This is a genomic window from Qipengyuania sp. (assembly GCF_042095715.1).
Lineage (GTDB): Bacteria > Pseudomonadota > Alphaproteobacteria > Sphingomonadales > Sphingomonadaceae > Qipengyuania.
Window position 1 is genome coordinate 24,380 of the sequence record NZ_JBELMO010000022.1, and the last position, 13,980, is coordinate 38,359.

The 13,980-nt window shown below is 63.3% G+C and carries 16 protein-coding genes; 15 read left to right on the plus strand and 1 reads right to left on the minus strand.

Going from position 1 to position 13,980, the window contains the following annotated elements; translation table 11 throughout:
* Positions 1–2 precede the first annotated feature (2 nt).
* The 10 genes from ACFDTG_RS07510 (at position 3) to ACFDTG_RS07555 (ending at position 9,289) form a co-directional block, all read left to right on the plus strand.
* Positions 3–455 carry a hypothetical protein gene (locus ACFDTG_RS07510; protein ID WP_375290408.1) on the plus strand — a complete coding sequence of 151 codons (453 nt, stop codon included), beginning with the start codon at positions 3–5 and terminating at the stop codon, positions 453–455.
* Positions 452–871, plus strand: a complete 420-nt coding sequence (locus ACFDTG_RS07515; RefSeq protein ID WP_375290409.1) for a hypothetical protein — start codon at positions 452–454, stop codon at positions 869–871. Before ACFDTG_RS07510 ends, ACFDTG_RS07515 begins: the two co-directional genes overlap by 4 nt.
* Positions 872–1,048: 177 nt before the next feature.
* Positions 1,049–1,486 (plus strand): HK97-gp10 family putative phage morphogenesis protein, encoded by a 438-nt coding sequence (locus tag ACFDTG_RS07520; protein WP_375290410.1) that lies wholly within the window; start codon positions 1,049–1,051, stop codon positions 1,484–1,486.
* Positions 1,483–3,450 carry a hypothetical protein gene (locus ACFDTG_RS07525; protein WP_375290411.1) on the plus strand — a complete coding sequence of 656 codons (1,968 nt, stop codon included), beginning with the start codon at positions 1,483–1,485 and terminating at the stop codon, positions 3,448–3,450. Before ACFDTG_RS07520 ends, ACFDTG_RS07525 begins: the two co-directional genes overlap by 4 nt.
* The gene (locus ACFDTG_RS07530; protein ID WP_375290412.1) at positions 3,447–4,043 is read left to right on the plus strand and encodes a hypothetical protein; all 597 of its coding nucleotides are present in this window, start codon (positions 3,447–3,449) and stop codon (positions 4,041–4,043) included. Before ACFDTG_RS07525 ends, ACFDTG_RS07530 begins: the two co-directional genes overlap by 4 nt.
* Complete coding sequence (locus tag ACFDTG_RS07535) at positions 4,043–4,648, plus strand: hypothetical protein (RefSeq protein WP_375290413.1); 606 nt, start codon at positions 4,043–4,045, stop codon at positions 4,646–4,648. Before ACFDTG_RS07530 ends, ACFDTG_RS07535 begins: the two co-directional genes overlap by 1 nt.
* Positions 4,645–5,061, plus strand: coding sequence for a hypothetical protein (locus tag ACFDTG_RS07540; RefSeq protein WP_375290414.1), 417 nt, complete (start codon positions 4,645–4,647; stop codon positions 5,059–5,061). The genes ACFDTG_RS07535 and ACFDTG_RS07540 overlap by 4 nt, the downstream gene beginning before the upstream one ends.
* Positions 5,061–7,031: a hypothetical protein gene (locus tag ACFDTG_RS07545; protein ID WP_375290415.1), complete on the plus strand. Its 1,971-nt coding sequence runs from the start codon at positions 5,061–5,063 to the stop codon at positions 7,029–7,031. The genes ACFDTG_RS07540 and ACFDTG_RS07545 overlap by 1 nt, the downstream gene beginning before the upstream one ends.
* A gap of 15 nt (positions 7,032–7,046) precedes the next feature.
* The gene (locus ACFDTG_RS07550; protein WP_375290416.1) at positions 7,047–7,439 is read left to right on the plus strand and encodes a hypothetical protein; all 393 of its coding nucleotides are present in this window, start codon (positions 7,047–7,049) and stop codon (positions 7,437–7,439) included.
* Positions 7,436–9,289: a glycosyl hydrolase family 28-related protein gene (locus tag ACFDTG_RS07555; protein WP_375290417.1), complete on the plus strand. Its 1,854-nt coding sequence runs from the start codon at positions 7,436–7,438 to the stop codon at positions 9,287–9,289. Before ACFDTG_RS07550 ends, ACFDTG_RS07555 begins: the two co-directional genes overlap by 4 nt.
* A gap of 2 nt (positions 9,290–9,291) precedes the next feature.
* On the opposite strand, the gene ACFDTG_RS07560 is transcribed toward ACFDTG_RS07555, so the two are convergent.
* Positions 9,292–9,882 (minus strand): acyltransferase, encoded by a 591-nt coding sequence (locus ACFDTG_RS07560; RefSeq protein WP_375290418.1) that lies wholly within the window; start codon positions 9,880–9,882, stop codon positions 9,292–9,294.
* Between the two features lie 136 nt (positions 9,883–10,018).
* On the opposite strand from ACFDTG_RS07560, the gene ACFDTG_RS07565 reads away from it, so the two are divergent.
* The 5 genes from ACFDTG_RS07565 to ACFDTG_RS07585 all read left to right on the plus strand — a co-directional run.
* Complete coding sequence (locus ACFDTG_RS07565) at positions 10,019–10,429, plus strand: hypothetical protein (protein ID WP_375290419.1); 411 nt, start codon at positions 10,019–10,021, stop codon at positions 10,427–10,429.
* Positions 10,426–10,926: a hypothetical protein gene (locus tag ACFDTG_RS07570; RefSeq protein ID WP_375290420.1), complete on the plus strand. Its 501-nt coding sequence runs from the start codon at positions 10,426–10,428 to the stop codon at positions 10,924–10,926. The genes ACFDTG_RS07565 and ACFDTG_RS07570 overlap by 4 nt, the downstream gene beginning before the upstream one ends.
* Complete coding sequence (locus ACFDTG_RS07575) at positions 10,907–11,497, plus strand: peptidoglycan-binding domain-containing protein (protein ID WP_375290421.1); 591 nt, start codon at positions 10,907–10,909, stop codon at positions 11,495–11,497. Before ACFDTG_RS07570 ends, ACFDTG_RS07575 begins: the two co-directional genes overlap by 20 nt.
* Positions 11,494–11,826 (plus strand): hypothetical protein, encoded by a 333-nt coding sequence (locus ACFDTG_RS07580; RefSeq protein WP_375290422.1) that lies wholly within the window; start codon positions 11,494–11,496, stop codon positions 11,824–11,826. The genes ACFDTG_RS07575 and ACFDTG_RS07580 overlap by 4 nt, the downstream gene beginning before the upstream one ends.
* Positions 11,827–11,979: 153 nt before the next feature.
* Positions 11,980–13,980, plus strand: a 2,001-nt coding sequence (locus ACFDTG_RS07585; protein WP_375290423.1) for a hypothetical protein, incomplete at its 3' end; no start/stop codon positions are given.

The following is a 13,980-nucleotide window of genomic DNA, read 5'->3' on the forward strand; positions in this document are numbered from 1 at the left end:
CCATGGCTGAAGATGTAGATCCCTCGCTGGGGCATAAGGACCAGTTTTGGCTGGATGACGCCGGCTCACTTTACAAGCTGATTGGTGTCAAGGAATTCGATATTCCGACTGGCGGTCAGCGTGAACAAGTCGAAGATACCGACCTCGATCACGATTGGCGGCGGACATACCTGAGCGCGTTCTACGAGGACACCGATTTCGAGGTCCTTCTGAACGCTCGCTTCCTCTCGGACACGGACACGCTGCTTACCGAAGCGCGGAACGCCGCAGATGTGCGGCCTTTCAAGGCGGTTATCGCTATTGATGGCACGCCTACCGCGCAAGTTGAGGGGACCGCGAAGTGCACGGGCTATAGTTACAGCCGTGTCACGCCTGGTGGGCTGAAGGAAGCGACGGCGACCTTCCGGGTCGCCACGGTTAATGACATCGCGGCCTACGTGGCCGCTGGCGCATGAACATCCTGAAGGGTGAGGTCCCGCTTTCACTCCCGGACAAGCGCTGCTTCACCCTGACGCTAAATCATGAAGCCCTGATCTCCGCCGAAGCCGCCTATGGGAAGCCGCTCAACCTGCTCATGCAGGACATGGCGATGGGTTTTGTCGGGGCGGTTCGCGCGCTGCTGTGGGCAGCCCTGCAGTCTCGCCATCCCGAAATCGACAGGACCGTGGCGGCGGAAATCCTGTTCGAACATGGCGAAGAGGTGCAGGCCGCCTTGAACGCCGCCGCCGAAGCCGCGGCGCCCGCCGAGCCCAGGAGCACTGAGGGAAACGAACCAAGCCGCCAAGCTGGGAAGACCTCTGGCGGCAGTGGTGCGAGGTCGGGCTCGACCCGGAAGCGTTCTTCAAGGCAACGCCGCGAAGCTACTCGCTGATCGTCGGGGCCCGGATGAAGGGCCGCAACGACGAAGCGGCGATGACCGGTTGGTACGGTGCCATTCTTCAAGGGCAGCGGCGGATACCCCGGCTCGACGAACTGCTGAATCCACCGACCCCGGCGGACAGGAAGCAGGCTCTCGTCGACATGTTCAAACGGATCAAGGAGCGCGGTGATGAAATTCGAAATCACCGGGTTCAAGGAACTGGACAAGGCGCTGGCGGACCTTCCGAAAGCGACGGAGAGGGCCGTCCTGCGCCGGGTGGCGAAGAAGGCGCTTGAGCCCATGCTGGACAGAGCCAAGCAGCTGGTCCCAGTCGACGAGGGCGATCTGCAGCGTAGCCTGGTAATCGGTTCTTCCCTGTCGAAACGCGCGCGGCGCGCCGATCGCAAGGAACCGCGCCAAGGGCTCCGTCTCTTCATGGGTACGAATAGCCGCAACGGCGTCCCGCGCGAATTCGGGACGGTTCGAACCGTAGCGCAGCCGTACATGCGTCCCGCGTGGGATAGCTTCAAACAACGATCGCTGAACATCATCCTGTCCGACCTGAGCATCGAGGTCGACAAGGCTGCGGAACGTGCGGCGCGAAAGAGAGCGAGGCAGTCTAAATGACGGCAAAGATCGGTTCGCTCAACGTCGATGTGACGCTTGAAACCGCTCGTTTCAAGAGCGGCGCGCGGCAGGTTCGCAAGGAAGCATCGGGCTTAGAAAAGTCGCTCAACGGCATCAAGAAGATCGGATCGGCGTTCGCAGGGGCGTTCCTGGCTACCGGCATCGGTGAGATCGCCAATGCCTTCCGCGACATGGCAAGGGAGTCGCTGGCGGGTGCGTCGGCCATCGCCAAATCCGCGCAGCTGGCGAACGCGGGGGCTGCCGAGTTCCAGAAGGTCGCCTATGCCGCGAAGGCGGTCGGCATCGATAACGAAAAGCTGTCGGACATCTTCAAGGATGTGAACGACAAGGTTGGCGATTTCCTCGAAACCGGCGGCGGGCCGCTAAAGGATTTTTTCGACAACATCGGCCCCAAGGTCGGCGTTACGGCAGAGCAGTTCAAAAAGCTGTCCGGTCCCCAAGCCCTTCAGCTCTACGTGTCGTCGCTCGAAAAGGCCGGCGTCAATCAGCAGCAGCTCACCTTCTACATGGAAGCGCTCGCCAACGACGCTACCGCCCTCTTGCCCCTGCTGAAGGACAATGGCGCGGCGATGAAGAAGCTGGCCGACGATGCAGAAGCGCTGGGGATCGTTCTTTCCGACCAAGAGGTGAAAGACGCGGTCGAAGCGCAGGCCAAATATGTGCAGCTTCAGGAGGTTCTGGCTGCCAAGCAGGCCAAGGTGGCGGTGCAGAACGCAGATGCCTTCCTGCGATACGAAGAAGCGATCGGCAATCTGAAGCTGGCCTTCATCAACGCGGTGGTGGGACTGGAAGACGCCAACCAGCGCTACAACAAATGGGCGCTGGGCGTGAACGCCGAGCTGAGGCGCGCCATCAACGGCGCGGTGGAAGCCGCCACGCTGATCCCCGCGAAGCTTCGCGAGATGGCGAACAGCGCGCTCGTTTCACTGGAAAAGATGCTGACCGGTATCAAGGGCGCGGTGGTCGATCGGCTCAACCGGATCTGTGATTCCGTTACGGCCAAGATCGACGCCGTGAAGCGATCGTTCTTCGATCTCTACGACGCGGTGGTGGGGCATAGCTACGTGCCCGATATGGTGGACGGGATCGCGGCGGAAATGAACCGTCTCGACAGCGCGATGGTCGACCCTGCTGCGAAGGCGACTCAGAAGACTGCGGCGGGATTCCGGCAGATGGCCAGCGAGGTCCAGGGGATACTCGACCGGCTGTTCCCGCAGCTTGCGGATGCCAGGCGATATGCGGAGGAAACTGCCCTCATCACGAAAGGCATTTCCGACCCCACTGCCAGAGACCGCGCACTGGCCGCCTTGCAGAGAGAGGCCGCCGGTCTTCCCACAACGGGCACCAGCGAGATTCCGATCAGCGACGAACTCCGCCAGGCTGGCGATACGCCGCTGGTGAAGATGGGCGACGGGCTCGACGCTTTGGTCGAAAAGATTGGGAAGCTTGGCCAGCGATCGAAGGCGACGACGGTGCAGGTAGCCAAGACTTTCAAGGATATGGCGGACGACACGCTCGCCGCTCTTTCGAACATGACCAGCGCGATCAAGGGCGGCGGTTTTCTAAGTATCCTCGAGGGCGTGATCGGCCTCGGGCTGCAGCTCGGGAGTATCGGCGCCTTCGGCAGCAAAATCGCGGCGAACATCAACCGCCCTCGCGGCTATGCTACCGGCACGTCCAGCGCCATGTCGGGCCTTCACTGGGTAGGGGAACGCGGGCCTGAACTGGTCAATTTCCGAGGCGGCGAGCGAGTGTGGAACAACCGCGACAGCATGGCAATGGGCCGCGCGCGCGTCGAGATCATCCCCTCCCCCTATTTCGATGCGCGGGTCGATGGGCGTGCGGTGGCGGTGGCCGCGCCTATGGCGGTTCGCGCTGCCGGTGCTGGTTCGGCGGGCGCGCAGATGAGCCTTGCCCGCTCGCGCAAGCGGAGCATGGCATGATCGAGCTACCCGAGGGCGTGGTGCCCAATGCCATGGCGCCGGCGCTGATGGATTTCGGGGCGACGGTGGAGCCATCCAGCGGAGCCGAGGCCCTGCGGATCGATCGCCCGGGCAACCGCTATCGCTGCAACTTCGGACTGCCCCCACAACAGATGGCGAAACATGGCCGGGTGATCGTCTCGCGTCTAATCCGGGCGCAGCGCGAGGGTTTGCGCGTGCCTTTCCATCTGGCGGGCGTGGACCAGGGCCTGCCTGGTTCGCCGGTGGTGGATGACGCAGGACAGGCCGGCATGGCGCTGTCATTGCGCGGGCTGACCCCCGGTTACGCCGCCAAGGAAGGTTTCTGGCTGTCGATCGAGGACGCGGGGGGGCAGCACTACCTGCACAATGTCGCGGGTACGGTGATCGCGGGCGGTGACGGCAAGATAGTGTTGCCGCTGTCCGAAATGCTGCGCGCCCCTTTTGCGGATGGCGCCACCGTTCATCTGGCAAAGCCGATGATCGAAGGCATGGTTTCGGGCGACGAGCGCGCCTGGGAAATAAGCCTGGCGCATCATCTGCTGACCGAGTTCGAGATCCGGGAAACGGCCTGATGCGGCGGATCGGGCTCACCGTGTTGATGGCGGTGGACTTTCCGACGGGGACGGCGCGTTGGTGCGATGGCGGATTCTTCGTCTTCGAAGGCGAGACTTATCGGAGCAGCGATCCGGTGTGGGGATCGATCGCGGCGGTGGACGCGATATCCGAGGGAATGGGCGACGAACTGCCAAGCACGGGGTTCAGCGTGTTCCCCCAAGGCGCGACACCGGTCGCCACACTAGATCGCGAGGATTTGCAAGGGTCCCGGCTGAAAGTCTGGATTGCTGAGTTCGATGCGCCAAGCGGACAGATCACCCAAGCGGACCTCTATTACGACGGTCGGATCGATCGCAGCGTGCTGGAGGTTGGCCGGGCCGTTCGAAAGGTGGATTTCGAAGTCGGAACGATGATCGAGCGCTTGCTGCTGCGCAACAGCGGCAATTCGCTAAGCGCGGCCTGGCACAAGTCGATCTGGCCCGGCGAGACCGGGCACGATCAGGCGACCGGGTTGAAGACGCCGGTGGCCTGGGGTGTCGCCTCACCTCCCGGTGGTGTGGTCGGTGGCGGTGCGCGCAGCGGTTTCATCTCCAATCGCTACCAACGCGAGGTAGCGCGATGAGACCCGAACTGCTGCGCCGCCAGATGGCGACCGAAGCGACGCTGGCAAAATATCGCGAGCGGAAGCTGGACTGGAAGGCGCGAACCAGCTGCGTTCACATGGCGCGGTACCACTTGAGGCAAATGGGCCATCGCCCTCCGCCGATGCCGGATATCCGGTCGGGTTTAGGGGCGCGCAGGGCGCTGAAGAAGCACGGGTGGGCCGATGTGGCGGCGATGCTTGATGCAGTCCTGCCCATGGCGCGGATTGCGCCGGCGGCGATGTTGCTGGGCGATCTCGCGGTGGTGCGAGGGACGGAGGGGTTTGATGCGGTTCTGCTGCATGTCGGGCCCGAAAGCATGGGTTGGCCGGAAGACGGCAGCCGCATGATGCCGCTGATCGTGCATGAATTCGTCGGGGCGTGGAGGGTCTGATGTCCGGCGCGCTTAGGAAAGTGGCGACGGTGGCCGGGGTGGTCGCTCTTGCAGCGACTGGCGTTGGAGCCTTCGCAGCAGCCGGTACGGCCCTGGCTGCGACAGCGGCCACGGCGGCCAGCGTTGCGACGGTCGTGGCAACGGCCGCCAGCGTGGGCGCGCAGCTGACCGCCAAGGAGCCGCCGCGTCTGGGCAGCGTCACGGACACTCTTCTAGCGGTCAATCCGCCGCAGCCCTACCTGCTGGGCCGCACCTATTTCGGCGGCGTGATCCGGCACGAGATCGGATACGGGCCGACCACCAATGACGTGGTGAACCCGCTGTATTTTCGCGCGGCGGTGTTCGGGGGCGGCGGACCTTACGAAGCTCTGGAATCGGTTCAGGTCGATTATCAACCTGTGGCGTTCAGCAATCTCGTCGCGCAAGGCTATTACAACAATTACCTTTATGCCGATACTCAGCTCGGCCAGTGCCCTGAACCTTTTGCGCTAGGCCAAGCCTTCACGAATGCCATCCCCGGGTGGGGTCCAAGCGCAAGACTATCGGGGCAAGCAGCGATCGGGTTCGCCGCCGCCTTCGACAAGAAAGGAAAGCGTTTTGCTTCCGGGCTCCCCGCGTTGGGTGGGGTCTGGCTGGGCGCGAAATGTTACGACATGAGGCTGGACGGCACGTTGCCCAACGGAGCAGGCGATCACCGGCAGTTCCAGGAAGCGACCTACGAATTCAGCAAGAACCCCGCGGTGCAGCCCGTAACCTACGCCATGGGGCGGGTACAAAACGGCAAGCTGGTGCTGGGTGTGGGCATCGGGTTCCAGGACGTGGTGGTCGACGGCATCGGCCCGGTCGATGGCATCTGGTGGGATGACTGGGCAGCCTTCGCCAATGTCTGCGATGCCAATGGCTGGGAAGGCGGCGGCGTCGTGTTCGAAGGCGAAGGCGCCCCGCCCCGCTGGGACAATCTGAAAGATATCTGCGCGGCGGGCGGCGGCATTCCAGTGGTGACCGGTGGCAGGCTGGGCGTGGTGTGGCAGGCCCCCCGGGTAGCGGTCGATACGATCAGCGCCGCCGATCTGACCGACGCCCCGGTTCGCAAGCCCAGCAGCAAAAGCATCGCCGAGCGGGTCAACGCCATCACACCCAAGTTCGCCAGTGAGGCGCATCAGTGGGATTTCGTGCCGGGCGAAGAGATCGTAATCGACGATTATGTCGCGGCCGATGGCGGAGAAAAGCGCAGCGCGGGCGAGACGCAGATCAATCTGTGCAACCAGGCGAAGCAGGCTGCCGAGCTCTGCACCTACAAGCTGGCGCGGCTGCGCGAGCGTGGCCCGATCGAGATCCCATGCGGTCCACGCATGCGGCGCTATCGGATCGGCACCTGCCTGGTCTGCGCCGAAGACATGGCAGATTACAATCTTGCGGGGCAGAAGGTGGTGGTGCTGGACCGGACGATCGACCTGCAGACTATGACGGTCAAGCTGCTGGTCGAGACCGAGAGCGATGCGAAGCACGCGATGGCGCTGGGACAGGCGGGCGCGGCCCCGCCAGTGGTGGCGACATCAAGCTCACAAGAGCGCGATGCGGTCGCAGTGGGCGCCAACAGTCCAGTGAGCGCAGCACGCCAGATCGTCACCTCCACCATAGCTTATCCCGTCACGACCACCGATACGACGGCGACGATCGTGGAATTCGACGCGACTTTAGACAATGGCGACGCCATTTCATTTCCCGCAGCTTCGATCACCGGCCTCACCGAAGCAACGTCCTATGTCGTCCTTTGGAGCCTCGACACTGGAACATATTCAGCGATGGTTCGCCCGGCGCTCGCCGAACTGGCGAACCCGCGCCAAGTCATCGTCCGCTATATCTCCACACAAAATGCCAACGGAACCTATCCCGAGACGACACCCCCACCGGGCGGCGACGGTGGTGGTGGCTATGGCGGTGGTCCGCAGGTCGTGAATTCGAACTGACAGGAAGGAAACTCAATGTTCCCCACGATCCGTTCCGCGCCACTGCGCGGGGCACGCTCCACTGCGCTCATCGAAACCATCGTGATCGACGGTCTCGACTTCACGGGTGCGACGTTTCGCCTTGAGGTGCGCGACCGTCGCAACGGCGGATCGCTGCGGGCCGGTCTCGATACCGTAAGCAGCGCGAGCGCGGAGGGCGTTCGGATCGTCGAGGTGGACACCTCGGGCGACCTACCCATCACCACGGTGGGTATCCGGATAAACGAAACAACCATGGAGGCGATGCCCACCGGCGAGCCCGGCGAGGACGTCAACATCTGGTGGGGCATGCACATCACGCCCGCCGGCGGGACCAAATTCCTCGCCTACGACAGCATTTTCACAATCGAGGCAAGCACACCGGCATGACGATCTACACCAAAGTTCGCCAGGGCGAAGCGGTTCGCACCGTCGTGGGCGATACGCTCGGCTACACGCTACTCGCAAAGCAAGGGGCCGAAGCAGCCCGGGACGCTGCAGAGACTGCCGCCGCCTTCGCCGAGGAGTTCGGTGGTCCTACCTATGTCTCGCAAGCCGCAGGGGAAGCGGCGACCAGCGAGGGCCAATTCTTTCGGACTCCGATTGGCACCACCCCCGAGACTTACACGCGCTATCAGCGCACAGATGGAGGTTCGGTGGTGGCGGCTCCGCTTGCCACCACGGCTTTTCTTGGCGGAGACAACGGTACCGATGCAGTCGCTGGAAAGCTGCCGTATGCCGAGGCGGTACGCCGCACACAGGCGGAAAGAAACGCCGAAACCGTCAGCGTGAAGGATTTCGGCGCGATCGGCGACGGTGACATTGACGACACGGCAGCCATCCAGAAGGCGGTAGACTATTGCCGCACCCTCTCCGCCCTGCGCGCAAACGGGATAACCGATATCGGCTCTCCCTATTTCGCAAAGAGCTGCACGCTGATCTTTCCGCCCGGTGTCTATCGGGTCACGAACTCCCTCTGGTTCGGCATCGACAGCGGCACGCCGGGATGGAATGCCTCTGCGATTGTCGAGAACGTCATTGGTTACGGCGCGATCATCAAAGGCGAAACGAACGGGAAGCCGGTTCTAGATCTGTCTGGCGCATTCGGCATGAAGATCGATGGCCTGACTATCTATGGCGGTGGGACCGCTACTCCGAATGTCGGTATACTTCTAGCGCGCTCAGGCACTCTCGTTCCGGATAACCCTTCGGCGGGCTTGCATCGCTTTACCAACATCAATGTTCACGGCGACTTCACGATCGCCTGCATCTATAATTATGCCAGCGAGATCAACATTTTTACCGCCTGCTACTTCTACCAGAACAGCGGGCTGTATGTTTATTTCGGGACCAACAACAACGCTCGCCATGCCGTAACGAGCCAATTCTGCACAATCGCCACCAGCGAGCAATCGGCTTACGGCGATTTCTTCAGCAACACGACATTCAAAAACTCAACTGGGAACACGACGCCAAACGGGGCTGTGCTCTGGATCGAGTCGATGGACTTCGGCCCCAAGATCAGTGGCGGCTACATCGACACGTCCGGCGCGGTTGAGATGCCAAACATCGTTTTCGCAAACGCCCAGGGACTGACGAGCGCCAACACATCGTCATTCAACCAAGGCTGTGCGATCGATAACGTCCAGTTCGAATATCGCGCCAATCAGGACATTATACGGGTTCTCGACAATCACACGGTCATCAACCTGTCGATTTCCGGCTGCTCTATGCCGGTCAATAGCGCGGGGGGCAAAGTCCACCTCAATGTCGCTGCCACGGCAAAGTTGCGCAACCTTGCAGCTCAACACGGCGACGGAGGCACATTCGGCGACCCGTTCCTCATAGGGGGCACGGGCCAAATTTTCGCTCAGGAACTGGGCGTGATGACCATGCCGGCCGACGTCTTGGGGACAAGCTGGCATCTCGTTGAGGGCAACATGACGCGCGATGGCGCATTCTACACCTTCGACCTGGCTGTCTACGGTGTGCCGAAAACTGCGAAATTCGTGGCGATAAAAGTCCTCGCGAAGACAACCGCGGCGGCGGATGCGAACTCGATGCTCCTGCGCGCAAACGGCGTTGCAAACACCGCGCAATACATGGAAATTACGCCGCCCGTCTCGAATATCGCGGTCCAGCACGAGGGGCTAGTCCCGGTCGCGGATGGCAAGATCGAATACCTTGTGCCCGCCAATTTTAATGCGGCCCGCATCCTGCTGCGGGAGTATCACCTGTGATGTCAGGCGGCGACCTTATCTGCCAGCGTCATCGCGGCCTCGAAACCGAGCAAGCGGCGCGAGCGCTTGATGCGGTGTTCGGCAGGCGATCCCGCAACGATGGTCCACGCCGGGACGGTGCGGCTGACAAGGGAATGCGCGCACGCAACGGCACCTTCCTCGAAAGCGACTCCGGGAAGAATGGTGGTGCGCGCAAAGGCCACCGCATGCCTCCCCATCACCACGGACGCGATTTTGGGATTTGTGTATTGAGACGGCACCGATCCGCCGACCATGTGCCGTCCGCTCAGATCGTCGCTGGCGGAATAGACGAGACAGCCGCTCGCGAGCGCGGAGTAGGCGTGCAGTGTTACCCCTCCCCGCGCACCGATCTGGCAATACGAGTGAATGTGGACGCTTTGCCCGATGAAGAGTGGGCCGGTCGCAATGAGCGTGGTGAAGTCATCGATGCGGGAGTTGTCTCCGACCTCGATGTTATCAAGGCCGACAATCTTGCAGGTCTTGGCGATGGAAACATTATCGCCCACCGACTTGAAGCCGAAGGTGCGAAGTTCGTCAGTCCGGTAGTAACCGGGATCGAATGGTCCGCTCATCTTCGTCGCGTAACACATTCGCGTGCGGGGAGGAATCTCCTTCGACCACCCGACCCTCACTGCTCTGCCCGGCCATCGGTGCCCTGCCCGGCCTGCTGGGCTTCGTGGTGACGCTTCGCTGCATGGAGGTTCGGTGATGTTTCCGATCGATTACGGCCACCTCGTGCCGCTGATGGTGGACACGATGATCTTCGCCTTCCGCGTGCTGGCGGGTGCGTTGTCGGTGATCGCGATGCTGCTGTGGTGGCGGCTGCGCCATTCGCAGGAGCGGCCGCCCTACAGCCGGCGGCTGAACGATATCGCGTGGAGCTGGTTTCACGCCGGCGCCTTCATCGGCGCGGTCAGCTTCATCGCGCTCGATCTGCAGTATCGCCGGATCACCGGTGATGGGCTTGGCGACGTCATGGTCCTGCTGGTGTGGTGGTGCTGGGCCAATGCCGCCACCGTGCGCCTGGCGGCGCGCGCCGACCGGCCGCGCTTCGTTTACATGGGCGCCACCATCTTCGTGACGATCATGCCGCTCTATGCGCTGGCCACCGGAGGATGATCGGGCAGGTGCTGGCCGCCAGCGCGAATTCGGCGGGCAAATATGCGGCGCCGGGCGGCATCCTCGCGCTGCTGTCGCAGATCAGCATCGGCGGCATCAGCCTGGAACTGGTGGGCGCGATCGTGATCGGGCTGATCGGCGGGGCGGTGATCCGCGTGTCGGTGCTGGTGCAGATGGAAGCCACGCGCGACCGGATCCAGCGCGACATCCGCGTCTCCTCCCTCGCCGCGCTCGCCAATTTCATCATCGCCGGGATCATGGTGGCGGGCGGATCGCTGGTGGTGCCCGGCTTCCCCGAGCTCGCCGCCGCCGGGATCGGCCTGGTGGTGGGCTTCCGAGGCAACGACAACCTGCCGGACTTCGCGCGCAAGTGGGCCAAGATCGACGTGGGGGAGATCCGCAAGGGCCTCTACCGCGCCGACCCGCCGCCGCGCGACACGCCTGAAGAGCTCGAGCAACTCGCAAGGAAATTGGACGATGACCACGCTGACCGATGATGACTTTGTGCGCCTGTTTCAGGAGCGCGCGGGGCTCAACGTGGATGGCTGGGCGGGAAAGGACACGCTCGCAAAGCTGGACGCGCTGATGCCGCCGCCGCCTTCCGCAGGCGATGATCTGCCGGAGGATTACTGGCCGATGCTGTCGAAAATCGAGAGCAACGACAGGCCCTTCGTCAAGGCATCGACCAGCAGCGCGTCGGGCCTCTACCAGTTCATCAAGTCGACCTGGCTGGGCGAAGGCGGCGCTTGGGGCGGCGATCGGGCGCTGGCGTTCGGTGGGCTCAGGCCGCCGGTCGAAGAGCAGCTGGCCCGCGCGAAGACGTTCACGGCGAAGAATGCCGCGTACCTGCAGGACCGCAATATCCCGATCAACCGCGCTTCGCTTTACGCGGCGCACTTCCTCGGTCCGGTGACGGCCGCTGCGCTGATCGGGGCCGAACCGGACCGGCGCGCGGACTGGATTGTCGGCGAGGCGGCAACTCGTGCGAATCGTTCGATCCTCGAAGGCAAAACGGTGGGGCAGTTCCTGTCGTGGCTCCATCGGAAAACCGGGGAGTGGGCGCGATGAGCTGGCTTGTCGCCAGGGGCGCCTTCGGCCTCGCCCGCTGGGCCTGGCTCGCCATCGCCGTCACCGGGCTCGTGCTGATCGCGTGGGCCGCGATCGACCGTCTCGCCGACACCGTTGAAACCGCCACCGAAACTGGCCGCACCATCGGCGGGCAGGAACAGGTGATCGCCGGACAGGCCCGGACCCTCGACCAATTGGGAGATGCCAAGAATGCGCAAACCGATCTTCGCAGCGCTGGCGAGCGCAGCGCTGCTCGTTACGAACAGTGCCTGCTCGACAGTGACCGGCCCGCCGCCTGCGAGCGATACAGGCCCGGCGCGCAAGAATAGCAGCTGGTGCCAGGGCGATGGCCCGATCCGGTACGCCCAGGCCGATGAGGCCGGGCAGGACGATCCGGGCAACCGGTTCGACCGCGAAGAGACGGTGACCGCCGTCCAGGAACACAACGCGCGGCTCCGCGCGGCATGCCCGGAGACAAAGTGATGCATGGCTTGCACCTGATGGCCGGGGTGGGCCTGTTTGCCCTCCAGCCTGCGATCGTCGTCGAAGCGGCGCCCATAACCGCGATTGCCGCCGATGGCTGGCGCGCGACGATGACCGTGCCGCAGGAATTGGCGCTGAAGCCCGTGACCGTCCGGCGGCAGGGTTTCGTGTCCGGCGTCCCCAGAAACGACCTCGTCGAGACGCTGGTGACCACCAAGCGGGTGCGCAACCCCTATCCCAATCACCTGACGCTGACCGCCGCCACCGTTGCGCTATCCGATTACGTCTATGCGACCGACAGCATTACCGGCGTCACCAACAATTCGACGGTCACCAGCCCCAAGCCGGTGGTGAATTGGGTGATGCCGCACCGCCTCGTGGTGGCCGGCACGCTGGAAGCCGAGCTCACCGCCTTTCACCGCAACGCGAGCAGCGGGAGGCAGGTCGATTGCGTCGAATTCATCGCGACGGACAAGGATGGCGCCACCGCCACGGTCAAAGTCGGCCTGCCGGTGGTGTCGAACCGCGCGGGCGACCGCAATGCCGTGATCGCCTACAAGGCGAATATCGATGTGTCCGGCCTCGCGCCGGGCCTGATCAGGTTGGACGCGAAAGTCTATCCGCGCATCGGCGCCTATCATCCGACGCCCGCGCTGTCCTCGATCGCCGACAGCGCTCTCGACGGCAATGCGGCGCGTGGTTTCAGCACGCGCTACTTCCTGAAGAACACCGGCGCAAAAACGCTGGCCTATGTGAAGACCGCCGCCAACGGTGGGAGCGACAGCACCGGCCAGGTCAACACCAACGCTGCGACCGCCAGCGCCAACCCTTTCGCGTCTATATCAGCCGCGATCACCGCGCTGGATAATGCTTTGAAGGCCACCAGCGGCGTCGAAATGGGCGAAATTCGCACCGGCGACGATGGCGGCACGCCCTTCGTACTTGGCGCAACGGCCGCGCATCGCACGCAAAGGGTCGGGGCGCTGACCATTACCCGCGATCCGACCATTCCCAAGGCGAATGCCCGAGTGAGCTTCGGGGCGGCGGGCTTCGCGCCATACCTGGGCACCGGCGGTTCGCTGACCGCACCGCTCACCACGGGAGCGCTGGTCCTGAAGGATATTGCCATTGTGCGGACGGGCACCAGCAATATCGCTGGTAACGGCGCGTCTGCCCAGCTGGAGGTGATCTTCGACAATTGCACCTTCGACAATGGGAACAACAACAATCCCTGGATCAACCAGGCGCACGATTATCACTTCGGCACCACCTTCACGAATGTCAGCAACACGAACGGCACCATCCTGAACGCTGCGACCGCCGAGCACCGGCTGCTGCGCGGGGTCAGCCTGACGCCTTCCGCCTATGGCGCTAGCGGCTTCCCCATCGAAGGCTGGTGCGTGGTGGGCAGCTATATCTGGAATGCCAAGCTGGAGCGCGGGGGGCGTTCATTTTCCGGTGGGATTGCAGCCTTCAACACCCTGCCCAACCCCGGATCGAGCGCCGGCACGATCACGATTTGCGACACGATCGATACCGATGGCTACGCCTTCGTGCAGAACGTTATCGAATACAGCACGGCGGTTACGGCCCCGGCGGTGCGCATCTCGGCCGACAGCGCGACCGGCAACAACAGCCACATCATCATGCATAACAACACCCATGCTGGCGCGCTGCTCGCAGGCCGATGGAATGCCTTTTACGACGATGGCGACACGCGCCGGACCTCCAAGCTGCAAAGCGTGGTCGGCAACATCGCGGTGGCGGTGTTCTCGAAGTCCGACGTGTTCCGGGGCACGAACCAGTCGGATGTCAGCGGCAATGCGCAGGGCAACTGGGCCTTCATCCACGGCGTCGGCTGCCGGGGCAATTTCAGCCAGTTCATGGCCGAAGTTCCCAACGAAACCGGCGCGGACCGGGTGCAGGATTACCCGGGTGTCGGCTGCAATTACGGCACCAGCGAGACCGTGCGCAACGACCCGCTGTTCACCGATTACCGG

Bases quoted from the DNA above. Each gene is read 5' to 3' on its own strand.
- ACFDTG_RS07510 (WP_375290408.1), top strand. From the start codon at position 3: ATGGCTGAAGATGTAGATCCCTCGCTGGGGCATAAGGACCAGTTTTGG.
- ACFDTG_RS07515 (WP_375290409.1), top strand. From the start codon at position 452: ATGAACATCCTGAAGGGTGAGGTCCCGCTTTCACTCCCGGACAAGCGC.
- ACFDTG_RS07520 (WP_375290410.1), top strand. From the start codon at position 1,049: ATGAAATTCGAAATCACCGGGTTCAAGGAACTGGACAAGGCGCTGGCG.
- ACFDTG_RS07525 (WP_375290411.1), top strand. From the start codon at position 1,483: ATGACGGCAAAGATCGGTTCGCTCAACGTCGATGTGACGCTTGAAACC.
- ACFDTG_RS07530 (WP_375290412.1), top strand. From the start codon at position 3,447: ATGATCGAGCTACCCGAGGGCGTGGTGCCCAATGCCATGGCGCCGGCG.
- ACFDTG_RS07535 (WP_375290413.1), top strand. From the start codon at position 4,043: ATGCGGCGGATCGGGCTCACCGTGTTGATGGCGGTGGACTTTCCGACG.
- ACFDTG_RS07540 (WP_375290414.1), top strand. From the start codon at position 4,645: ATGAGACCCGAACTGCTGCGCCGCCAGATGGCGACCGAAGCGACGCTG.
- ACFDTG_RS07545 (WP_375290415.1), top strand. From the start codon at position 5,061: ATGTCCGGCGCGCTTAGGAAAGTGGCGACGGTGGCCGGGGTGGTCGCT.
- ACFDTG_RS07550 (WP_375290416.1), top strand. From the start codon at position 7,047: ATGTTCCCCACGATCCGTTCCGCGCCACTGCGCGGGGCACGCTCCACT.
- ACFDTG_RS07555 (WP_375290417.1), top strand. From the start codon at position 7,436: ATGACGATCTACACCAAAGTTCGCCAGGGCGAAGCGGTTCGCACCGTC.
- ACFDTG_RS07560 (WP_375290418.1), bottom strand. From the start codon at position 9,882: ATGAGCGGACCATTCGATCCCGGTTACTACCGGACTGACGAACTTCGC.
- ACFDTG_RS07565 (WP_375290419.1), top strand. From the start codon at position 10,019: ATGTTTCCGATCGATTACGGCCACCTCGTGCCGCTGATGGTGGACACG.
- ACFDTG_RS07570 (WP_375290420.1), top strand. From the start codon at position 10,426: ATGATCGGGCAGGTGCTGGCCGCCAGCGCGAATTCGGCGGGCAAATAT.
- ACFDTG_RS07575 (WP_375290421.1), top strand. From the start codon at position 10,907: ATGACCACGCTGACCGATGATGACTTTGTGCGCCTGTTTCAGGAGCGC.
- ACFDTG_RS07580 (WP_375290422.1), top strand. From the start codon at position 11,494: ATGAGCTGGCTTGTCGCCAGGGGCGCCTTCGGCCTCGCCCGCTGGGCC.